Annotated in this window: 18 protein-coding genes; 12 read left to right on the top strand and 6 right to left on the bottom strand. The window is 74.3% G+C overall.

Features of this window, described 5'->3' with window-relative positions; genetic code table 11:
- Positions 1–2: 2 nt before the first annotated feature.
- The 4 genes from ACZ7MY_RS38925 (at position 3) to ACZ7MY_RS38940 (ending at position 4,021) form a co-directional block, all read left to right on the top strand.
- Complete coding sequence (locus tag ACZ7MY_RS38925; protein ID WP_499610004.1) at positions 3–845, top strand: potassium-transporting ATPase subunit C; 843 nt, start codon at positions 3–5, stop codon at positions 843–845.
- Positions 842–2,470, top strand: a complete 1,629-nt coding sequence (gene kdpA, locus ACZ7MY_RS38930) for a potassium-transporting ATPase subunit KdpA (protein ID WP_499610006.1) — start codon at positions 842–844, stop codon at positions 2,468–2,470. The genes ACZ7MY_RS38925 and kdpA overlap by 4 nt, the downstream gene beginning before the upstream one ends.
- A gap of 186 nt (positions 2,471–2,656) precedes the next feature.
- The gene (locus tag ACZ7MY_RS38935) at positions 2,657–3,442 is read left to right on the top strand and encodes an alpha/beta fold hydrolase (protein WP_499610009.1); all 786 of its coding nucleotides are present in this window, start codon (positions 2,657–2,659) and stop codon (positions 3,440–3,442) included.
- A gap of 135 nt (positions 3,443–3,577) precedes the next feature.
- On the top strand, positions 3,578–4,021 hold the full coding sequence (locus ACZ7MY_RS38940) for a VOC family protein (RefSeq protein WP_499610012.1): 444 nt from the start codon (positions 3,578–3,580) through the stop codon (positions 4,019–4,021).
- 49 nt (positions 4,022–4,070) lie between these two features.
- Here the strand turns inward: ACZ7MY_RS38940 and ACZ7MY_RS38945 are convergent, their stop codons facing one another.
- A complete protein-coding gene (locus ACZ7MY_RS38945) occupies positions 4,071–4,691 on the bottom strand; it encodes a TetR/AcrR family transcriptional regulator (RefSeq protein ID WP_499610015.1) in 621 nt (206 codons plus the stop codon).
- A 200-nt stretch (positions 4,692–4,891) separates the two neighbouring features.
- Here ACZ7MY_RS38945 and ACZ7MY_RS38950 point away from each other — a divergent pair, with 200 nt between their 5' ends.
- Both ACZ7MY_RS38950 and ACZ7MY_RS38955 read left to right on the top strand, forming a co-directional pair.
- Positions 4,892–5,806 carry a LysR family transcriptional regulator gene (locus ACZ7MY_RS38950; RefSeq protein WP_499610017.1) on the top strand — a complete coding sequence of 305 codons (915 nt, stop codon included), beginning with the start codon at positions 4,892–4,894 and terminating at the stop codon, positions 5,804–5,806.
- 115 nt (positions 5,807–5,921) lie between these two features.
- The gene (locus tag ACZ7MY_RS38955; protein ID WP_499610020.1) at positions 5,922–6,635 is read left to right on the top strand and encodes an SDR family NAD(P)-dependent oxidoreductase; all 714 of its coding nucleotides are present in this window, start codon (positions 5,922–5,924) and stop codon (positions 6,633–6,635) included.
- Between the two features lie 93 nt (positions 6,636–6,728).
- On the opposite strand, the gene ACZ7MY_RS38960 is transcribed toward ACZ7MY_RS38955, so the two are convergent.
- The gene (locus ACZ7MY_RS38960; protein ID WP_499610023.1) at positions 6,729–8,000 is read right to left on the bottom strand and encodes an MFS transporter; all 1,272 of its coding nucleotides are present in this window, start codon (positions 7,998–8,000) and stop codon (positions 6,729–6,731) included.
- A 179-nt stretch (positions 8,001–8,179) separates the two neighbouring features.
- Here ACZ7MY_RS38960 and ACZ7MY_RS38965 point away from each other — a divergent pair, with 179 nt between their 5' ends.
- On the top strand, positions 8,180–8,938 hold the full coding sequence (locus ACZ7MY_RS38965) for a site-specific integrase (RefSeq protein ID WP_499610026.1): 759 nt from the start codon (positions 8,180–8,182) through the stop codon (positions 8,936–8,938).
- A 43-nt stretch (positions 8,939–8,981) separates the two neighbouring features.
- Here ACZ7MY_RS38965 and ACZ7MY_RS38970 read toward each other — a convergent pair whose 3' ends face one another.
- The gene (locus ACZ7MY_RS38970; protein ID WP_499610029.1) at positions 8,982–9,815 is read right to left on the bottom strand and encodes a class II fructose-bisphosphate aldolase; all 834 of its coding nucleotides are present in this window, start codon (positions 9,813–9,815) and stop codon (positions 8,982–8,984) included.
- Between the two features lie 144 nt (positions 9,816–9,959).
- Between ACZ7MY_RS38970 and ACZ7MY_RS38975 the strand changes: the two genes are divergently transcribed.
- Together ACZ7MY_RS38975 and ACZ7MY_RS38980 are read left to right on the top strand one after the other, a co-directional pair.
- Positions 9,960–10,748, top strand: a complete 789-nt coding sequence (locus ACZ7MY_RS38975; protein WP_499610032.1) for a DeoR/GlpR family DNA-binding transcription regulator — start codon at positions 9,960–9,962, stop codon at positions 10,746–10,748.
- A gap of 174 nt (positions 10,749–10,922) precedes the next feature.
- On the top strand, positions 10,923–11,900 hold the full coding sequence (locus tag ACZ7MY_RS38980; RefSeq protein WP_499610035.1) for an SIS domain-containing protein: 978 nt from the start codon (positions 10,923–10,925) through the stop codon (positions 11,898–11,900).
- An 87-nt stretch (positions 11,901–11,987) separates the two neighbouring features.
- Here ACZ7MY_RS38980 and ACZ7MY_RS38985 read toward each other — a convergent pair whose 3' ends face one another.
- Positions 11,988–12,974, bottom strand: a complete 987-nt coding sequence (locus ACZ7MY_RS38985) for a ricin-type beta-trefoil lectin domain protein (RefSeq protein WP_499610038.1) — start codon at positions 12,972–12,974, stop codon at positions 11,988–11,990.
- 172 nt (positions 12,975–13,146) lie between these two features.
- On the opposite strand from ACZ7MY_RS38985, the gene ACZ7MY_RS38990 reads away from it, so the two are divergent.
- Genes ACZ7MY_RS38990 through ACZ7MY_RS39000 form a run of 3 tightly spaced genes read left to right on the top strand, consistent with a single transcriptional unit; the run spans position 13,147 to position 19,407 of the window.
- Positions 13,147–13,740 (top strand): sigma-70 family RNA polymerase sigma factor, encoded by a 594-nt coding sequence (locus ACZ7MY_RS38990; protein WP_499610039.1) that lies wholly within the window; start codon positions 13,147–13,149, stop codon positions 13,738–13,740.
- A complete protein-coding gene (locus tag ACZ7MY_RS38995) occupies positions 13,737–14,891 on the top strand; it encodes a hypothetical protein (RefSeq protein WP_499610041.1) in 1,155 nt (384 codons plus the stop codon). Before ACZ7MY_RS38990 ends, ACZ7MY_RS38995 begins: the two co-directional genes overlap by 4 nt.
- Positions 14,892–14,910: 19 nt before the next feature.
- The gene (locus ACZ7MY_RS39000) at positions 14,911–19,407 is read left to right on the top strand and encodes an FtsK/SpoIIIE domain-containing protein (RefSeq protein ID WP_499610044.1); all 4,497 of its coding nucleotides are present in this window, start codon (positions 14,911–14,913) and stop codon (positions 19,405–19,407) included.
- Between the two features lie 107 nt (positions 19,408–19,514).
- Here the strand turns inward: ACZ7MY_RS39000 and ACZ7MY_RS39005 are convergent, their stop codons facing one another.
- Together ACZ7MY_RS39005 and ACZ7MY_RS39010 are read right to left on the bottom strand one after the other, a co-directional pair.
- Positions 19,515–19,811, bottom strand: coding sequence for a hypothetical protein (locus ACZ7MY_RS39005; RefSeq protein WP_354801257.1), 297 nt, complete (start codon positions 19,809–19,811; stop codon positions 19,515–19,517).
- A gap of 45 nt (positions 19,812–19,856) precedes the next feature.
- Entirely contained in the window at positions 19,857–20,723 is an 867-nt protein-coding gene (locus tag ACZ7MY_RS39010) for a lipocalin/fatty acid-binding family protein (RefSeq protein ID WP_499610047.1), read from the bottom strand.
- Between the last annotated feature and the right edge of the window lie 76 nt (positions 20,724–20,799).

Consider the following 20,799-nt stretch of genomic DNA (forward strand, 5'->3'; position numbering starts at 1 on the left):
CCATGCCTCGCACCTTCACGCCGCCCCGCTGGGCGGCACACCATCTCGCTGCCGTCCGCGTGGTGCTCGCCCTCACCCTCCTTGTGGGACTGGCCTACCCCCTGGGAATGACCCTGCTCGCCCAGCTGCCGGGCCTGCGGGACGCCTCCGCACGCGACTCCCTCATCGGCAGGTCCTACACCGACGCGAAGGGGGCCGCCCTGCCCGGCTACTTCCAGTCGCGCCCCTCCAACGCGGGTGACGGCTACGACACGGCGGCCTCCGGCGCCGGCAACCAGGGCGCCGAGAGCGTCGTCGACACCCCGGACAGGACCAGCCTGCTCAGCCAGGTGTGCGCCCGCAGCAAGGAGGTCGGAGAACGCGAGCACGTCGACGGCGCCCGCCCCTACTGCACCCCCGACGGTGTGGGAGCCGTGCTCGGCGTCCTCCGCGAGGGCGGCACCACCGGTCGTGCGACCGGCGTCGTCAGCCTCAACCAGCCGTGCCCCGCCCGGCCGTTCCTCACGGCCTACGAGCACCTGGAGGTCCGCTGCGCCGAACCCGGCGCCGACTACTCCCGGGCCGTCGTCACCCCCGTGCGCGGCGACGCCCCGGCCCGGCCCGAGGTCCCCGCCGACGCGGTCACCGCGAGCGGCAGCGGTCTCGACCCCGACATCAGCCCCGCGTACGCCGGGATCCAGGCACCCCGGATCGCCCGTGAGCGGGGGATCGGCGAGGACGCCGTGCGCGCGTTGATCGCGCGGTACACCACCGGCCGTGCCCTCGGCGTGCTCGGCGAGCCCGCCGTCGACGTCGTCGGGCTCAACGCCGCCCTGGACCGCACCGACCCCATGCCCGGAGCGTGAGAGCAGACATGTACGGCTGGATCCAGGCGTCCCTCGTCATCGCCGTCGTGGCCGGTCTCCACGTCCCCCTCGGCGACTACATGGCACGCGCCCTCGAGGGCGGCCGCCACCTGGCGCCCGAACGCGCCCTGTACCGCATGTGCGGCGTCGACCCCGACAAGGAACAGGACTGGCGGCACTACCTGTTCGCGCTGCTGGCCTTCTCGGCCGTGAGCATCGCCGCGCTGTTCGCCCTGTTCTCGCTGCAGGACCGGCTGCCGTGGTCGCTGGGCCGCGGCGGCATGCCGTGGCGGCTCGCCCTGCACACCGCCGTCAGCTTCACCACGAACACCAGCTGGCAGAACTACGCGGGCGAGTCCACCACCGGCCACCTCGCCGTCATGGCGGGTCTGGGCACCCAGGCCTTCGCGTCCGGCGCGGTGGGCATCTGCGTCGCGCTCGCCCTCGTCCGCGGTCTGGTCCGGCGCAGCACCGACCGGCTCGGCAACTTCTGGGTCGACCTCGTCCGCGGCGTCCTCCGCGTCTTCCTGCCCCTCGCGGTCGTCTCCGGCCTCCTGCTGATCGCCCTCGGCGTCCCGCAGCACCTTTCGGGCAGCGACCAGCTCGCCGGCCCCGTGGGCTCCTGGGAGCCGATCAAGCTGATGTCGGGCGACGGCGGCGGGGTCTTCAACGCCAACAGCGCCCACCCCCTGGAGAACCCCTCGGCCTGGAGCAACACCCTCGAGATCGTGCTGATGCTGCTCGTGCCGACCGCCCTGATCCGCACCTACGGCCGGCTCGTCGGAAGCCTCAAGCAGAGCTGGACCCTTCTCGCGGTGGCCGGCATCCTCTTCGGCCTGCTGCTGGCCGCCGCCAACCTGGCCCAGAGCGCCCACACCGGCACCGTCAGCGCCGCCGTGGTCGGCCAGACCGAGGGCACCGAGACCCGCTTCGGCGTCCCGGCGAGCACCCTGTTCGGCGTGTCGGCGACCGCGTCGGCGGACGGTGCGGCCAACGCCTCGTACGACAGCTTCTCCAGCCTCGGCGGCGGCGTGCTCCTGGCCGGGATGATGCTCGGCGAGATCGCCCCCGGCGGCACCGGGAGCGGCCTGTACGGCCTCCTGATGGTGATCCTCGTCGCCGTCTTCGTCGGCGGGCTGATGGTCGGCCGTACCCCCGAGAACCTGCGCAAGCGCATCGGTGTCGGTGAGATGCGGCTCGTCGCGCTGTACGCGCTCGTGGCGCCCGCCGTCATCCTGGTGTCGTCGGCGATCGCCGTGGCCCTGCCCGGAGGACGCTCCTCGATGGGCAACCCGGGACCGCACGGCCTGACCGAGCTCATCTACGCGTACACCAGCAACGCGGCGAGCAACGGCAGCGCGATGGCCGGCTTCAACGGCGCCACCGACCTGCACAACCTGCTGATGGTCGCGGTCATGCTGGTGGGCCGCTACGTCCCCATGGTGTTCGTCCTCGCCCTCGCGGGCCGCCTCGCACGGCAGCGGGCGGGCGCGGTCACGGTCGGCACCCTGCGCCCGCACGGCGTCAACTTCCTCGTCCTCGCCGTCGGCGCCGCCCTGATCCTGGCCCTGCTGAACTTCCTGCCCGCCCTGTCCCTGGGGCCCGTCGCGGAAGGACTGCTGTAGTGCCGTAGGGCGGTCGTCCCTCCCCCTCGGGCTCTTCGAGCCCGAGGGGGAGGGACGACCGCGGTTCGCGGCCTTCCGCGCCGGTGCCGGGGGTCACCGAGGACGAGGGCGCTCCGGTCGCGCGGCAGGGGCCGACCGCGCGGAATTCGCGGGCGTCCGGCCACGGCGTCGTGCGAGCATCGGCGGATGCTGACCCTCGCCGACGAACTCGGCCGCCTCGCCTGCACGGTGACCGGTGACGGCCCGCCCGTCGTCCTCGTGCACGCCGGCGTCGCCGACCACCGGATGTGGGACGGTGTCGTGCCCGGCCTCGCCGAGCACCACACCGTCATCCGCTACGACATGCGCGGCTTCGGCCAGTCCCCGCCACCCGCGGCGCCGTTCAGCGAGCACGACGACCTGCGCCGGGTCCTGGACCACTTCGGCCACGAGCGGGCCCACGTGGTCGGCGCCTCCTTCGGCGGCCGCGTGGCGATCGACTTCGCGCTCACCCATCCCGCGCGCGTCCGCTCCCTGGCGGTGTTCGCCCCGCCGTGGCCGGGGTACGACTGGTCGCCGCAGATGGTCGCCTACGACGCGGCCGAGACCGAGGCGCTCGCCGCGGGTGACCTGGACGCCGCCGTCCGCGTCAACCTGGAGACGCTGCTGTACGGCCCGGCCCGGGGACGGGACGAGGTGCCCGCCGGGGTGGCCGACCGGGTGCGCGGGCCGATGCGGACCGCGCTGACCCACCAGGGCACGGTGGAGGCGCACTCCCGCGGCCGCGCGGACGGCGACGTCGCCGGCCTCTCCGTGCCGGCCCTGGTCGCTGTCGGCCTCCTGGACCTGCCCGACTTCCGGGACATCGCCCGCCGCTACGCCGCGACGATCCCCGGCGCCACCCTGGTCGAGTTCCCGGCCGCGGCCCACCTCGTCGCCCTGGAAGCGCCCGACGACGTGACCGCGGCGCTGCTCCCCTTCCTCGCGCGCTGAGGCGCCCGCACCGCCAACGCGGTGGCGGTGCGGTCCGCGGCGTCCGTCCACGGGGGCGCGGGGGTACGGATCCCGCGGACCGTGGCGTCCGGCGTGCCCGCGCGCCGGACGGGGTCAGTGAAAGGAGCAACCCCTGTGGACATGAAACTCGAGGTCGTGGTGGTGCCCGTCGCCGACGTCGACCGGGCCGAGGACTTCTACGTGGGCCTCGGCTGGCGCCTCGACGCGGACGTCACCACCGGCGACGACTTCCGTGTCGTCCAGGTGACCCCGCCCGGCTCGCCCTGCGCGGTCATCTTCGGCACCGGGGTCAGCGGCACCGAGCCGGGTTCGGCCCGCGGCCTGCACCTGGTCGTGGAGGACGTCGTGGCCGCCCGGGAGGAGCTGGTGGGCCGGGGGGTCGAGGTCAGCGAGGTGTTCCACGACGCCGGAGGGGTGTTCCACCGCGCCGGGACGGAAGGACGCGTGCCGGGCGCCGACGCGCAGCGGCGCAGCTACTGCTCCTTCGCCTCGTTCGCCGACCCCGACGGCAACGAGTGGGTGCTCCAGGAGATCACCGAACGGCTGCCGGGCCGCTGACCCCCCGGGGCGCCGCACCGCGGGCCCCGGGCCCGCGGTGCGGTGGCCGTCAGGAAGCGGCCACGGCCTCGGCTTGCGCGGGCACGCCGAGGATGGCGAGGCAGTTCGTCCAGAGCGGGCTGAGGCGGCCGGTGTCGTTGTAGAGCTTGGCGAACAGCACCTGCCCCTCGAGCTGGGCGACGACAGACACCGCCGCCGCGTGCGTGTCCACGACGGTGACCTCGCCGCGCTCGCGGGCCTCGCCGACGAGCCCCTCGATCATGCCGACCTGCGTGTCGAAGATCTCCTGCAGCCGCCGGCGGATGGACTCCGTCTGGTTGCTCATCTCCAGTGTCAGGTTGCCGAACATGCACCCCGACACCGTGCCGCAGGACTCCTGGCCCGCGTGCTGGACCTCCTCGGTCGCCTCGAAGAGCCGGCGCAGCCGCTCCAGGGGGGCTGCGTCGGCGCCCAGGATGCGGGTCCACTCGCGCTTCTGCGCCGCCCAGTGCTCGTCGATGACGGTCAGGGCGAGGGCTTCCTTGGACTCGAAGAAATAGTAGAAACTGCCCTTGGGCACCCCGGCCGCCTTGCAGATCTCGGCCACCCCCAGGGCCGAGTAGCCGCGCTGCTCGATGAGCGCCTGCGCGGCAGTGATGATCTTCTCCCTGGCATCACTCGTGCGTCCCATGGCAACAGTATACGACCGATCGACTATAGTTGGTCGACCGGCTCGCTCCGCCGCTTCCGGGCCGGGAGCCCCGACCGTTCCCCAGGGTGGGTCCGGGGGCGGTCCGCCGGCCAGGACCCGTTTCCTCCCTCCTGGGAGGCGGAGCCTCCGAGTGGCCCGGTGGTGCGGAGATCCGCCCGGCCAGGCCCTAGCATGGCGGCGTGGAGCTGCGTCAACTTCGGTACTTCGTCGCCGTCGCCGAGGAACTGAACTTCGGGAGGGCGGCCGAACGGCTCCTGATCGCCGGGCCTTCCCTGTCCCAGCAGATCAAGGCGCTCGAACGCGATCTGGGGGTCCGGCTCTTCGACCGCGACCGCCGCTCGGTGTCGCTCACGCCCGCCGGCTCGGCGCTGCTCCCGCACGTCAGGGCGCTGCTGGAGCGCGCCGACGACGTGGGGCGGCGGGCGAAGCAACTGGGCGGCTCGGAAGCGGTGCGGCTCGGCTACGTCAACTGGCTCCCCTCCGACCTGGCGGCCCGCGCGTCGGCGGTGGCCCGGCTGCACGTCGACGCGTGGATCGCGCCCTCGCACACCCAGGCCGCCCGGGTCGGCGACGGTGGCCTGGACCTCGCCGTCACCTGGGTGCGGACCGAGGACCTGGAGCGGCACGGGCTGCGGTCCCGGCTCCTGGGGGCGGACCGCCTGTACGCGGTCTCCACCGGCGACGACACCGGCGCCGTCCGCGCCGAGGACACCGTCCTCCTCCTCGACGACGACACCACCTCCTGGCTGTCGTGGAACCTCTTCGCGGAGCGGCTCGCCGCCGACAGCGGGGCGCGCGCGGTCCGGATCTCCGACGGCGGTGTCACCGGCAGCGGGTTCTTCGACCACGTCCGCCGCATCCGCGGTCCGGTCCTCAACAGCCCCAAGGGCCAGACCAGTCCGTTGCCGCCCGACCTGGTCAAGCGCCCGGTGGTCACCCCCGAGGTGTACTGGACCTGGTCGCTGGTCTGGCGGGCCGACGAGGTCCGCGAGACCGTGCTGGCCGTGGTGGACGCCCTCACCGGGGGCGTGGGCGACCTCGGCATCCACGGTCCGGACGCCTGGCTCCCCGACGGAGACCCCTACAAGCGGTAGATTTCCTGCGATCCGCCGGAATTGTCGTCCGGTCGTCCGGCCGTCAGGGCCGCGGGTGACCCGTCGGCCGTCCCGCCGGTGAAGTCCACCCACCGCAGTCCACCGGGAGCAGGCCATGAGCGTTCAGGGTCAGAGGGTCGCCGTCGTCACGGGTGCCTCGCAGGGCATCGGTGCCGGGCTGGTCGAGGGGTACCGCAAGCTGGGGTACGCGGTGGTGGCCACCTCGCGGAACATCGGCGCGTCCGCGGACCCGGAAGTGGTGACCGTCCGGGGCGACATCGCCGAACGGGAGACGGCCGAGCGGGTGATCGCGACGGCGGTGGAGCGCTTCGGCCGGGTGGACACACTGGTCAACAACGCGGGCATCTTCGTCGCGAAGCCGTTCACCGAGTACACCGAGGACGACTACCGGGCGGTGCTCCGGGTGAACCTGGACGGGTTCTTCCGCGTCACGCAACGGGCCGTCGAGCGGATGCTGGAGCAGGGCGGGGGACACGTCGTCCAGATCTCCAGCAGCCTGGGGGACCAGCCGGACGTGAAGGTGACGTCGGTGCTGGCGTCGCTGACGAAGGGCGGTCTGCAGTCCGCGACGAAGGCGCTGGCGACCGAGTACGCCACCCGGGGCATCCGGGCGAACGCGGTGGCGCTGGGGACGATCAAGACCCCGATGCACCCGGTGGAGAGCCACGACGCGCTCGCCGGGCTGCACCCGGTGGGCCGCATGGGGGAGATCGACGACATCGTGGACGCCGTCCTCTACCTCGAGAGGGCGCCGTTCGTCACCGGTGTGGTGCTCCCGGTCGACGGCGGCCAGTCCGCGGGCCGCTGACGCCCGACGCCCCGTCACCTGCCGCGTGCCGGGCGGGGCGCGGGGCCGCCGCGACGCACGCGGCCCGCGGCGTCGTCCGGCGCGCCGCGGGCTTCACGTCGTGGGGGAGGGGCTGCTCGTGTCCCGGTTCCCGCCGGAGGCCGGGGCCGCCGCCGGTTGCGGCAGCGCGGAGCGTACGGCGGGAAGCGCCAGGACCACGGCCACCGCCGCGAGTTGCCAGACCGCGCCGAAGCCCAGCACCCCCGCGACGCCGAACAGGACCGACACCGGACCGGCGGCGGCCAGCCCCACCGGCCCGAGCGCGAAGGCCCCGAAGGCGCCGTACGCGCTGACCCGGGCGAGGGCGCCCGGCGGCACCTGCGACTGGGTGACCGTCGCGAAGAGGGTGCCGCACACGGCCGAGCCGACACCGGCCGCCAGTGCGGCGGCGCAGATCCAGGGCAGTGGCAGCCCGGTGGCGAGGGCGGCCGACGGCATCGCCCAGCCGAGGGTGGCGGCCGTGCCCACGAACAGCGGGCGGCGCGGCCGGCGCCCCAGCATCGCCGTGCCGCCGGCCACCGCGCCCGCCCCGTACAGGGCCATGATCAGGCCCCAGGAGCCCGGGCCGCCGAGTTCCCGCTGGGCGACGAGCGGTCCGAGGACGAGGAACGGCGCCCACACCAGGAGGTTGAACAGGCAGACGTGGACCGAGGTGACCCACAGCCAGGTCCGCGAGCGGAACTCCGTCCAGCCCTCGCGCAGTTCCGATACGAAGGACGCGGCGGGCCCACCGGCCCGGACGGTCCGCGGCAACAGGAGCAGCGCGACGACGCTCACCCCGTAGCTGAGGGCGTCCACGGCGAGGACCGCGGAGGCGCCCGCGACCGCCGTGAGGAGGCCGGCGACCGCCGGTCCCGCGATCGAGGCCGCCGACCGGGCGACGCCCAGCAGCGCGTTGCCGTCGGCGAGCGCGTCCCCCCGTACGAGGCGCGGGACGAGCGCGTCGAGCGCCGGGGTGAACAGGGCCTCGGCGGCGCCCCAGACGACGACCAGCCCGATCAGCGTCGCCATGTGCGGTGCGCCGCCCAGCAGGGTGAGGGCGAGGCCCGCCTGGGTGAGGCAGCGCGTGACGTCGGCGGCGAGCATCACCCGCCGGCTGCCCCAGCGGTCGGTCAGGACGCCGCCGGCGAGCAGCACCAGCACCAGGGGCAGGATCCGGGCCGCCAGGACCAGGCCGAGTTCTGTGCCACCGCCGCCGGTCTCCAGGACCGCGAAGGCCAGTGCGACGGACGCCATCGACGATCCGAACAGCGAGGTGGCGTAGCCGATGAAGAAGCGACGGAAGTCGCGTTCGCGCAGGACCGCGGGGAGGTGGGGGAGTGCCATGGGCGCAGCGTGCAGGGGGCGGTCGGCGACACGCCAGGCCCGTGGCGGAAATTATTGAGTCGGGTCGAATCAACTTATGATGGCTGCGGTTCAGGTTGGAGAGTGATTTACTGCGGTCGATCGCGGCGGCACGTTGCTCAGCCGCTGCGGCGGATCGACGGGGGAGGGGCGGACGCCGTATGACCCAGCCGGTGGAGTACGCCGTGGCCGTCGACTGTTTCCTGGCCGCTTCCGGGCTCGGCGAGGGATCGCGGCGGGTCTACCGGATCGCGCTGGCCACCTGGGCCTGGGGACTCGTCGACCGTCCCCCGCCGGTCGGCGGCGGCCGCCGCAACGCCGAACCCCCGGCGGTCCCGCTGGCCCTGCTCGACACACCGGGCACCGCGGGGCGGCTCCGCGACGCCTTCGCGGCACGGTCCGCGGCGGTCGGCGCCCGTACCGCCAACCGCGAATTGTCCGTCCTGTGCAGCGCCGTGGCGTGGTGGCGCGCGGCGGGCTGGCTGTCCGCGGATCCCACGGACGGCCTGCGGCCGCTGCCCGTGCCGAAGCCGCGCCGCGCCGAGGCCGGCCTCGGCGCCGAGCAGGTCCGCGAGGTACTGCGGCTGACGGCGCCGCTGCGCGAGCAGGCCTTCTGGCACCTGCTCCACGAGACGGGGGCGCCCATCGAACGGCTCCTGGCGCTCGACGTCGACGACCTCGTCCTGCCCGGCCGTCGCACCCGCGAGCGCGTGGGGGAGCCGCTGCGCTGGGGGGACGGCTCGGCCCGGCTGCTGCCGCTGCTCGTGCTGGGGCGCGTCGACGGGCCGCTGTTCCGCACCGGCCGCGGACGGCTGTCCTACCGGCGCGCGGCGGAGCTGTTCACCGCCGCGACGCGCCCGCTCGACCCGGGCGGGCGCGGGTGGACGCTGAGGCGGCTCCAGGCGGCGGGCCGGCGCTGACCGGGCCCGCGCGCCGACCGCGCTCGTGCCCCGCGACCAGGGATCAGCCGAGGACGCGCAGGGCGCTCTCCACGGCCGCGGCCATGCGCCTGCGCGCGGAGGTGAGGTAGCGGCGCGGGTCGACGGTGGCGGAGTCCGCCGCGAGGAAGTCGCGTACCGCGCCGGTGAAGGCGATGTTCAGCGCCGTGCCGATGTTGATCTTGACCATGCCCCCGGCGACGGCGCGGCGCAGCTCCTCGTCGGGTACCCCGGTGGAGCCGTGCAGGACCAGGGGTACGGGCACCGCTCGGCGCAGGCGGGCGATCAGATCGTGGTCGAGCCGTGCGGTACGGGTCGTCATGGCGTGGGAGCTGCCGACCGCCACGGCAAGGGCGTCGATCCCGGTGGCGGCCACAAAGGCGGCGGCCTCGGCGGGGTCGGTACGGGCGCCCGGGGCGTGCACGCCGTCCTTGCCGCCTATCTCGCCGAGTTCGGCCTCCAGCCACAGACCGCGGTCGTGGGCCCGGTCCGCGGCGGCGCGGGTGGCGGCGACGTTGCGGTCGTGGGGGAGCCCCGAGCCGTCGTACATCACGGAGCCGAACCCGCAGTCCGCGGCGCGGTGCAGCAGTTCCTCGTCGGTGACGTGGTCGAGGTGGAGGCCCACGGGGACCGTGGCGGACTCGGCGACCGCGGCCGTCGCGCGGGCGATCGGGGCGAGCGAACCGCCGTGGAAGCGGACGGCGTTCTCGCTGATCTGGCAGACCGCGGGCCGCCCGGCGGCCTCCGCGCCGGCGACCACCGCCTCCGCGTGCTCCAGGGTGATCACGTTGAAGGCACCGATCCCGCACCCGTCGGCGTAGGCCGCGCGGACGAGTTCGGCGGTGGGGACCAGCGGCATGACGTGGCGACCTCTCGAGGATGGGATGATGATGCGTGAACGTGACGGTTCCGCCGGGAAAAGCCGCAGAAACACGCGTGACGGCGCGTGACCACACGCGGGCGCCGGGCCGGGCCGGCCCACCCGAGGACAGGGGACGAGGAGATGGCGGGACCACAGGCCCGATGGAGCGCGCTGCTGGAGATGCTGACCCGGGACGGGAGCGTCGAGGTCGAGCCCGCCGCCGCCGAACTGGCGGTCTCCGCCGCGACGATCCGGCGCGACCTGGACGAACTGGCCCGGCAGAACATGGTCACCCGCACCCACGGCGGCGCGGTGATCAACGCGATCGCCTACGACCTGCCGCTGCGGTACAAGGCCGCCCGCAACGCCCCGGAGAAGGAGCGCATCGCCCGGGCGGCCGCGGCCCTGGTGAAGCCGGGCGCGGTGGTGGGGCTCAACGGCGGCACCACGACCACGGAGGTCGCCCGGGCCCTCGCCGCACGCGCCGACCTCGCCGACAGCGGCGCCGAGACCGCGCTCACGGTCGTCACCAACGCGCTCAACATCGCCGGGGAACTGGCCGTCCGGCGGCACGTGAAGCTGGTGGTGACCGGCGGTGTCGCCCGCCCGGCCTCGTACGAGCTGACCGGGCCGCTGGCCGCGGAACTGCTCGCGCAACTCACCCTGGACGTGGTGTTCCTCGGCGTGGACGCCCTCGACGTCACCCATGGCGCGGCGGCCCGGGACGAGGGCGAGGCCAGCGTCAATCGGGCGCTCGCCCGGCGCGCCGAGCGGGTGGTGGTGGTCGCCGACGCGTCCAAGCTGGGGCGGCGGGCCTTCGCCCGGATCTGCCCGGTGGCGGAGGTCGACGTCCTGGTGACGGACGGGAGTGCGCCGGCCGCGCTGGTCGAGCCCTTCGCGGCGGCCGGCGTGGAGGTCGTCCGCGCCTGACCGGGCCTGCCGTCGCACGGGCCACCTCTCCCTTCCGCCGTCCCGCCCACTTCATGAAGCAGCATGCAGTTTTCTGCAGGAAAATTGCTAGAGTCGAGCAACTTCACACATGATGCTCGACCGGACGTGCTCGGTGTCAAGGGCAGGCCACCGGCCGGGGAGGGGAGTCCATCGATGAGCCAGAGCCAGAGCCAGAGCCCGAGCCCGAGCCAGGGCCAGAGCCGGACCCAGGACGCGAACCGGAGCAGGACCGAGACCGAGACGGCGGCCCAGCCGGACTGCTGGCGCCGCGCCATCGCCCTCGCGGGCGACGCGGAGGCGCCCTGGCGGGCCGCGATGCCCCGGCCCGGCGAGCGGGTCGCGGTCGTGGGCTGCGGCACCTCGTGGTTCATGGCCCACGCCTACGCGGTGCTGCGCGAGAGCGCGGGCCAGGGGGAGACGGACGCCTTCGCCGCATCGGAGATGCCGGCCGGCCGGGCCTACGACCGGGTCGTCGCCCTCACCCGCTCCGGCACGACGACCGAGGTGCTGGGGGTGCTGGCCCGGCTGCGCGGCACCGTTCCGACGGTGGCCGTCACGGCCGATCCCGCCACTCCCGTGATGGGACTGGCCGACGCGGCGGTGGTGCTGGACTTCGCGGACGAGACCTCGGTCGTCCAGACCCGCTTCGCCACCACCGAACTCGTCCTGCTGCGCGCCCTGCTGGGGGAGGAACTCGCCGGGCTGCCCGCCCAGGCGGAGGCCGCGCTCGCCGCGCCGCTGCCGGACGGGCTGCTGGAGACCGAGCAGTTCACCTTCCTCGGCCGCGGCTGGGCCTACGGCGTCGCACAGGAGGCGGCGCTCAAGATGCGGGAGGCGGCCGGCGCCTGGACGGAGGCGTACCCGGTCATGGAGTACCGGCACGGTCCGATCAGCGTCACGGGGCCCGGCCGGGTGGCGTGGTGGTTCGGCGACCCGGGGGACCTCCCGGCGGGACTGGAGGGGGAGATCGCGCGCACCGGTGGCCGGCTGGTGGCCCTGGGGCGCGACCCGCTCGCCGACCTGGTCGTCGTCCAGCGGCTGGCCGCCGCCCTCGGCGCGGCCCGCGGCCTCGACCCGGACGCCCCCCGGCACCTCACGCGTTCGGTGGTCCTCGCCGACGACCGGGGCTGAGGCCGGGCCGGGACGCCACCCGTACGCCGGAAGGCGAATGCCGCCCCCGCCCCGGGGAGGGGCGGGGACGGCATCACACGAGGACCGTCAGGCCTTGGCCCACTTCTGGTTCGGCGTCCCGTAGCACGTCCACAACTGGAGCGGGGTACCGGCGGAGGTGCCCTTGTCGAGCACGTCGACGCACTTGTTCTTGTTGGTCAGGTCGTTCGAGCCGTTCAGCCTGAACTGCTGGGCCCAGCCGCCGTTGCAGCGGGCCAGCTGGATGACCGCGCCGTCCGTGAACGAGGCGCCGCCCAGGTCCATGCACATGCCGAAGGCGCGGACGGTCCCGTCGGAACGGAAGTCCCACTTCTGCCAGGCGCCGCCGTCGCAGTCCTGGATCTGCAGCCGGGCGCCGTCGCGCCCGGTGCTGTTCTTGGCGCCGCTGACCGCGACGCAGCGCCCGCTCTGCACGCTGCGGATCCGCACGCCGGGCACGGTGGCCGTCTGCTGCGTCTTGGAGGGCGTCGGGTTGCCCGCCGACGAACCCGACCCGGAGCCGGACGAACCGCTGGAGCCCCCGGAGCTGCCGGAGCCGCCGGTGGCCGAACCGCCACCGCCGCCGGTCCCGCCGCCACTGGCGCTTCCGCCGCCACCGGTGGTGCCCGGGGCGTCGCCCACGGGCGGCAGACCGCCGCCGCCGGTGCCGGTGCCGCCCGCCGAACCGCCGCCGTTCGGGCCGCCCTGCGACCCGGACGCCGGCGGGACGTTGCCGCCCGCGGCGGGCGAGGCCTTGGTGCCGTTCGTGCCGGGCGACGCCGGCAGGACGCCGCTCTGCAACGTGCTGGGCTCGGCCACCGCCACCGGGTCACCCTTGCCGCCCTTGTCGGGCAGCACGTCGATGCGCGCCATCAGCGGCACGACCAGCACCGCGCAGCCGATGACGGCCGAGGTGGTCGCCAGCACGCTCCACGCCCGCCGGTCCGGCAGCAGCCGCCGGTGCGGCAGGGAGGGGCGTCGGGCGAAGGTGTCCGCGAAACGGGGCTCGGCCCCGTCGAGAACCTCGGGGTCCCGTGGATCGGGATGGGGAGGCACGTGGTCTCCTGTCGGCTCGGGAATCTGCGCGGAAGCGTAGGGGGCGCGTCCGCCCCTTGCTTTCGGCAGGGTGAACAATAGTTTAAGATTTCACCAAGTGTGACAGCGAATGATCGAATATGCGCCAACACTGTGGTCAGAGCATCTCGTTCAGCAGCTTAATCTTTACGCCATGTGTGTGAACGAGTCCGACTGTCGTGAAGGCGGGGCGGACGTCCTCGCCGGGCACGACACCGGCGGCGCCGACGAACGCAGAGCTGTCGCCAGCCTGATCATCGCCGAGCGGGACAGCCTGCGGAGGTTCGTCACCGGCCTGATGGGCCGTGACGTACACGCCGCGGAGGACGTGCTGCAGGAGACCCTGCTGCGCGCCCTGCAGCGCGCCGGACGGCTGGACGTGCACGAGCGGCCGGTCCGCATGTGGCTGTTCCGGGTCGCCCGCAACCTCGTGGTCGACCACCGCCGCCGCGACCGCGCCGTGCCCGTCGGCATCACCGCCGCCGACTTCGCGGGCACCGCGCTCGAGCACTCCGGGGACCACGCCGGCCTCGTCGAGGACCGTTCCGTGCTGCTCGCCGCGCTGAGCGCCCTCCCGCCGGCCCACCGCGAGGCCGTCGTCCGCGTCCACGTCATGGACCAGAGCGGAGCCGACGCCGCCGCCGACATGGGTGTGCCGCGCGGCACCGTCAAGTCCCGCACCCACCACGGCGTGCGGGCCCTGCGGGCCGAACTCGCCCGCCGCGGCGTGGACGGAGTGGCCGCGTGAACGTCCCCGCCGGCTGGACCCGGCTCATCGGACTCGTCGGCCTGCTGATCCTCGTCGTCGTCCTGGCGCACTGGATCGTCCGCCGCAAGGGCGGCTGGGGCGCGCTGCGCCGCCGCGTCGTCCGCGAACTGACGACGGCCGCCCGCGCCTTCGCCACACCCGTCCGCACCCAGCTGCGGCACCGCCGCGGCCTGCGGGTGCTCGGCCGCCTGCTCCGCGACCCCTCCGGGTGGGCGGACGCCGCGACCGCGCTGCGCCGCGCCGCCGCCCAACGCCCCGGCGCCCGGCCGTACGCGGCGCTCCTGGGCACCGACGTCATCGGCGTGTACGTCGCCCACGGCCACGGCGGGGAGGGCGTCCTGCCCGAACCGTGGGCCCGCGACGCCGCCGAACCGCGCCTGTGGTGGATCGGCCGCGCCGACCTCGGCACCGCACCGGAGACCGGGCGCCGCGAGGCCCCCGTCCTGGTCTGCCTCGGCAGGGCCGGCACCGACGCGGTGCTGCTCGACCTGACGGCCGTTCCCCCGGCGGTCTCCGTCACCGGTGAACGGCGCACCGCCCGCGCGGTGGTCCAGGCCCTCGCCGCCCAGCTCGACGCCCGCCTGCCCGCGGGCCGCGTCGTGGTCGGCGCCGGGGTGCACCCCCGGCACGACGGCCCCGACGACGTCTTCGAACGGCCCGGCACCACCTATGCCGTGAGCGCCGAGGCGCCGGACCGCAACCGGCCGGCCGGCGTGCGCCTGCTCACCCTAGGCGTGGCCCACCACAGCACCCTGATCCTGGAGGCGGACCGCGACGGGCACCTTCGCCTGCACGGCGGCCCGCCCGCCCTCACGGTCGACGCGCTGCCCCTGGCCCGCGCCGTGGCCCGGCTGGTGCACGCACTGCCGCCGGTGCCCGGGGACGACGAGGGCGCCGGCCCCAACCCGCCGAAGGCGTTCCACACCCTGTCCGCCGACGACGACCTCGTCGAGTCCGGGCTCCCGTCCGCGGCCATGGCGGTCTCCGCGACCGCCCCCCGCCCCGAACCCGCCACGGCCCCCACCACCCCCGCCGCCGCGGAACCCGGCGACGAGGACGACCTCGCCGAGCCGGCCGCATTCGGACCGGCGGGCGTCTCCGCAGCCACCGCACGCTCCTCGTCCTCGTGACGCCCGAACTGGGAAGACCGTGAACCTCACCATCACCACCGTCGACGGCGCGGACGGTGCGCGCCGCGACCACCTCGTAGGGCTGCCGCCGCGCACCACCGTCGCGGACCTCGCTGAGGCCGTGGACGGGACGCGCGCCCGCGACCTCTACCTCGACGGCCGCCGGCTCGACCCGGACGCGCCCGTCGCCTCGGCGGGACTGCGCGAAGGCGGCGTCCTGGGCCTCGGCGCCGCCGGAACGGACCCCGACCGGGTGCGGGTCGGCGCGGAGACCGACGCCGGGCCGGTGCTCGCCGAGGTCCACGTGGTCTCCGGACCGCAGGCCGGGCGCACCTGGCTGCTCGGCTTCGGCAGCCACGAGATCGGCTCGGGACCGCTGTGCGCGATCCGCCTCGAAGGCCACGGCGTCCCCGAGGGCGGGCTGTGGGTGACGGTCGGTGCCGACGGCTCGGCGCACTGGCACCGCACCCGTACCGCGCCCGGCGACGAGGTGCGCGGCCGGGTCCCCGCGCCCCCGCCGGACGACGCCGTCACCGCGCTGCGCCGGACCCGCCCGCAGGGGGTCACCGCCGAGCGGACCGCCGCCCCGGGACAGCCGGTGCCCTGGCCGCCCGGCGAGGACCTGACCGCGGGCTCCGTCCTGCTGCGGATGAGCGCGCCGGTCGAGGCGGACGCCGCCGTCACCCCGTCCGCGGACGGCTTCGGCATCGACTACAACCGCCCGCCGCGCATCGCCCCGCACCTGGACGGCGAGCGGGTCCGGCTGCCTTCGCCGCCCTCGGCCCCGGGCAAGCGCCCCTTCCCCGCGGCCATGATGATCGCCCCGGTGATCATGGGCTTCTTCATGGTCGCCATCTTCAAGTCGTACTACTTCGTCGTCTTCATCGCGCTCGGCCCGATGATGATGCTCTCCAACTGGGTCACCGGCCGCCGCACCGCCCGCAAGGACTACGAGGAGGCGGACCGCCAGTACAACCGGCGGCGCGTCGCGGTCGAGGACGGGGTGCGCGAGGCCGTCGCCCGCGAGCGCCGGGTGCGCCACGTCACCGGCCCCGACCCCGCCGCCGTCGCCCTGATGGCCACCGGGCCGGGCAGCCGGCTGTGGGAGCGGCGCCGCCACGACCCCGACCACCTCGTCCTGCGGCTGGGCACCGCCGACCAGCCCTCGCTGCGCGAACTCGAGGACCCCGCCCGCGACGAGAACCACCGCACCATCCGATGGAACATCCCCGACGCCCCCATCGCGGTGGACCTCAGCGGCCACGGCGTGGTGGGCGTGGCGGGACCGGCGGCGCAGGTGCAGCCGCTCGCCCGATGGATGGCCGTGCAGGCAGCGGTGCTGCACAGCCCCCGCGACCTGCGGATCGTGCTGCTCACCGAACCGGGACGCGCCGACGACTGGGCCTGGGTGCGCTGGCTCCCGCACGTGCGGCCCGCGGCGGCCGGCGGCCCGCTCGTCCTCATCGGCAACGACCCCGAGTCGACCGCGGCCCGGGTCTCGGAGCTGGTCGCGCAGATCCAGGTCCGCAAGCGGGCCACGAGCCACGACCGCAACGCGGCCGTCGTCGGCCCCGACATCCTGGTGATCGCCGACGGCGCCCGGCGGCTGCGCGACGTGCCCGGCATGGTCCAGGTCCTCACCGAGGGCCCGGCGACGCGCGTCTTCAGCGTCTGCCTCGACGAGCAGGAGCGGCTGCTGCCCGAGGAGAGCACCGGAGTGGTGCTCGCCGAGGCCGGCCGGCTCACCGTCAAGCGTCCCGGCACGCCCGACGTCCCGGCGGTCCGTGCCGACCAGGTCACGCCCGAGTGGTGCGAGCAGGTCGCCCGCGCGGTGGCGCCGGTCCGCGACGTCAGCCCCGAGCACGACGCGGGACTGCCGCAGCGCGTGAAGCTGCTCGACCTGCTGAACCAGGAACCGCCCAGCGCCGACACGCTCCTGGCGGGTTGGCGGGCCCGCCCCTCCACCACCTCCTTCGTGCTCGGCAGCGGCTTCGAGGGCCCGTTCTCCCTCGACCTCGTCCAGGACGGTCCGCACGGCCTCGTCGCCGGGACCACCGGCTCCGGCAAGTCCGAACTGCTGCAGACATTCGTCGCCTCCCTCGCCGCCGCCAACCGGCCCGACGAACTGACCTTCGTCCTCGTCGACTACAAGGGCGGCAGCGCCTTCAAGGAGTGCGCGCAGCTCCCGCACACCCTCGGCATGGTGACCGACCTCGACGCCCACCTCGTCGAACGCGCCCTGGAGTCGCTGGGCGCCGAGCTGATGCGCCGGGAGCACGTCCTCGCCGCGGCCAACTCCAAGGACCTCCCCGAGTACCAGGCCAAGCGCGCCGCCGACCCCACGCTCGCGCCGCTGCCCCGGCTCCTGCTGGTCATCGACGAGTTCGCCACCCTGGTACGCGAGGTACCCGACTTCGTGCCGGGCCTCATCAGCATCGCCCAGCGCGGCCGGTCGCTCGGCATCCACCTCGTCCTGGCCACCCAGCGGCCCGCCGGTGTGGTGACCGCCGACATCCGGGCCAACACCAACCTGCGGATCGCGCTGCGCGTCACCGACCAGTCCGAGAGCCAGGACGTCATCGACGTCACGGACGCCGTCGACATCTCCGCCGGCACCCCGGGCCGCGCCCTGGTGCGGCGCGGCCCGAAGTCCGCGGAGCCCTTCCAGACCGCCTGGGTGGGCGCCGAGCGGCCGCGGCCGAGGACCGACGAGGAGACCGAGGCCGACAGCGGCGCCCGCAAGCCCGTCGTGGCGGCGGAACTGTCCTGGGACGCCCTCGGGCGGGCCGCGGCGCCGGCCGCGTCCGAGGTCGTGTTCACCCAGAGCGCCCAGGCGCCCGCCCCCACCGACCTCCAGGTCCTGGTCGACGAGATCCGCGGGGCGGTGGACCGGCTCGAGGACTACGTCCCGCAGCCCAGCCCGTGGCTGCCCGCGCTGGAGCGCAAGGTCCTGCTCGACGACCTCGACGCGATGAACCCGGTCCGCGAGGGACGGCTGCTCATCCCCTACGCCCTGGAGGACGTGCCGCAGCTGCAGCAGCGCCACGTCGCCGCCGCGGACCTCAGCAGCTTCGGCCACCTGTACGTCGTCGGCGCGCCCAGGTCCGGCCGCACCCAGGTGCTGCGCACCCTGGCCGGCTCCGCCGCCCGCCACCACAGCAGCGCCGACGTGCACTTCTACGGCATCGACGCGGCGGGCGGCGGCCTGGCCGCGCTCACGACGCTCCCGCACTGCGGTGCCGTCGTCCCCCGGCACGACACCGAACGGCTGGAACGGCTGCTGCGCCGCCTCAACCAGGAGCTGGTCAACCGCCAGGAACTGGCCCAGCAGCACAACGCCACCGGCATCGGCGAACTGCGCAAGGTGCTGCCGAAGGCGGAACGCCCCGCGCACATCCTGCTGCTGGTCGACGGCTGGGACGCCCTGTCGGCCATGCTCGACGAGCACGAGTACAGCCACATGTACCAGGACATGGTCCGCCTGGTCCGCGAGGGCGCCGGAGCGGGCATCCACTTCGTCGGCACCTCGGAACGCTCCCTGCTGGGCGGCCGCATGGCGGCCCACAACGACCACCGGCTGCTGCTGCGGCCCGGCGACCGCTCCGACGTCCAGGCCGTCGGCATGAAGCCCGGCAAGCTGCCGGCGGACATCCCGCCCGGCCGCGGGTGGCACGTGCTGACCGGTACCGAGACCCAGGTCGCGCTGCTCGCGGCGGGCGGCGGCACCGAGCAGGTCGAGGCGCTCCGCAAGATCGGTGCCGCCGCGCTCAAGCGCGACGCACGGGTGCCGCAGGCGCGGCGCCCCTTCGCGGTGGCCTCGCTGCCGCGGTCGGCGGAGTTCGCCGACGTCTACGACAAGGTGCCCGCCGAGCAGCGGCGCCCCCTGTGGGGTCTGCTCGGCATCGGCGGCGACGAGGGCGAACCGGTCGGCGTGGACCTCGCCGGCGCGTCCGCGGTGTTCGGCGTCATCGGCCCCACCGGTTCCGGACGCAGCAACACCCTGGCGTCGCTGGCGGTCTCGCTGCTCGCCGGCGGCACCTCGCTGCTCGTCCTCACCCCGCGTGAGTCCCCGCTGCGGGGGCTCAGCCGGCACACCACCGTGCGGGTGATCACCGACAGCGAGCCGACCGAGGAGGCGGTGCGCTCGGCGCTCGCCGAACTGCCCGGACCGCGGGTGGTGATGGTCGACGACGCCGACCTGCTGGCGATGTCCGGCGCCGACAAACTCCTCAAGGAGATCACGGTGTCCGGCCGCGACCAGGGCCTCGGTCTCGTCTACGCCGCGACGGCCGACGGCGTCCAGGGCGGCATGAGCGGCTGGATGTCCAGTGCCCGCAAGGCCCGCCGCGGTCTGCTGCTGGGGCCGAAGAGCATCACCGAGGGAGACCTGATCGGCGTGCGGCTCCCGCACGCCGTCACACGGGTGGCACCCCACGCGGGCCGCGGCTGGACCGCCGGGCGGGGCAGCGAGGTGATGGCGCTCCAGGTGCCGCTGACCTCGCTCCGCACGGAGTGATCCCCGCGCCGTGGTCCGCGCTGCGGTGCGGACCACGGCACGGGCCCCGGACACGACGAAGGGCCGGGCGGGGAACGATGTCCCGCCCGGCCCTTCGCGTGCGGCCGCTACTTCTTGAAGTTGCTCGCGACCTGGGTGTCGAAGTCCTCGGCGCCCTTGGCGATCGAGGTGAAGGCCTCGCCGAAGTTCTCCAGGCCGTGGATGGCCTGGGTGAGGCTGCCGGTGAACTGCTGGTAGGCGTCACGGATGGCCCCGCTGGCCTGGGGCAGCACCAGTTCGTCGTTGAGCATGCTCTCGACCTGGCCCTTCAGGCCCTCGAGCCGGGCCATCCACTCGGTGCAGGTGGACGCGTGCGCCGCCGCCCGCTGCCGGACGTCCTCGGGAACGATGTGAATCGCAGGCATTGCGTCGCCTTTCTGTTCTGATGAGCCTGTGGGGGGTGCTCCCGATCAGGCGATCTTGGGGTTGGTTCCGCCGTGGGTACCCGGGTTCTGCGGATGAGTGTCCGGGTTGTTCGGGTTCTTCGGGTCGTCGGGGTCCCCGCCGGGCTTGTCGCCGCCGGAGTACGTCCACTCCGGGGACTTGCCGTCGGAGCCCTTGGGGCCGCGGGTGTACTCGGTGTGGCCGCCGTCGCTGTTGGTGACGGTCATGGTGCCGCTGCCGTCGCCGTTGATGTTGGCCACCGTGTGGGCGGTGCTGCCGTCCGGGTACGTGGTGTCCGTCGTGTAGCTGTCGCCGTTGTAGTTGGTGGTGGAGGTGTACTTCTTGCCGTCGTACTCGACGGTGGTCACCTCCTTGGTGACCTTGCCGTCCGCGTCGACCTCCACGTGCGAGTCGATGTGACCGCGGTTGGTGTCCAGGTGGAAGTCGGGCGGGGTGTCACCGGGGTCCGTGGCGGAGCAGAAGTCCGGCAGCTCGCCGGGCCCCTCGCACTCCTTCAGGTGCTGCTGCTTGTACTCCCACTGGGCCTTCTGCTGCTTCCAGTTCTGCACGTGCAGGTTGGCGCTCATCACACCGATCTGGGCGCCCAGCTCGGAGTCGAACTCCCGGAACGCCTCGCCCACGGAACCGAAGGCCGCGGCGAGCTCCTTGATGCCCTTGTCCGCGCGCCCCATCGTGCTGGTGGCGTTGGTGTGGAAGGTGGACATCGCGGTGGCCACGGCCTCATGGCCGAGGACCGCCTGCGCCTCGCCGTAGCCCGAGCTCAGCCGTCCGAAGATGCCCTTCTTGATGAGCGGGTCGATCTCGCCCGCCAGGGCTTCCAGGCGCTGCTTGGCGTCGTTGAGGACGTCGTAGTCGATTTTGATCTCGGGCACGGGGGACCTCCGGACGGTCCTTGGAGAATCCGGTCACCTCGACCACGCACCACGCCCCCCGCCGGTTCACCGCCGC

It is taken from the genome of Streptomyces sp. NPDC111520 (genome assembly GCF_055635295.1).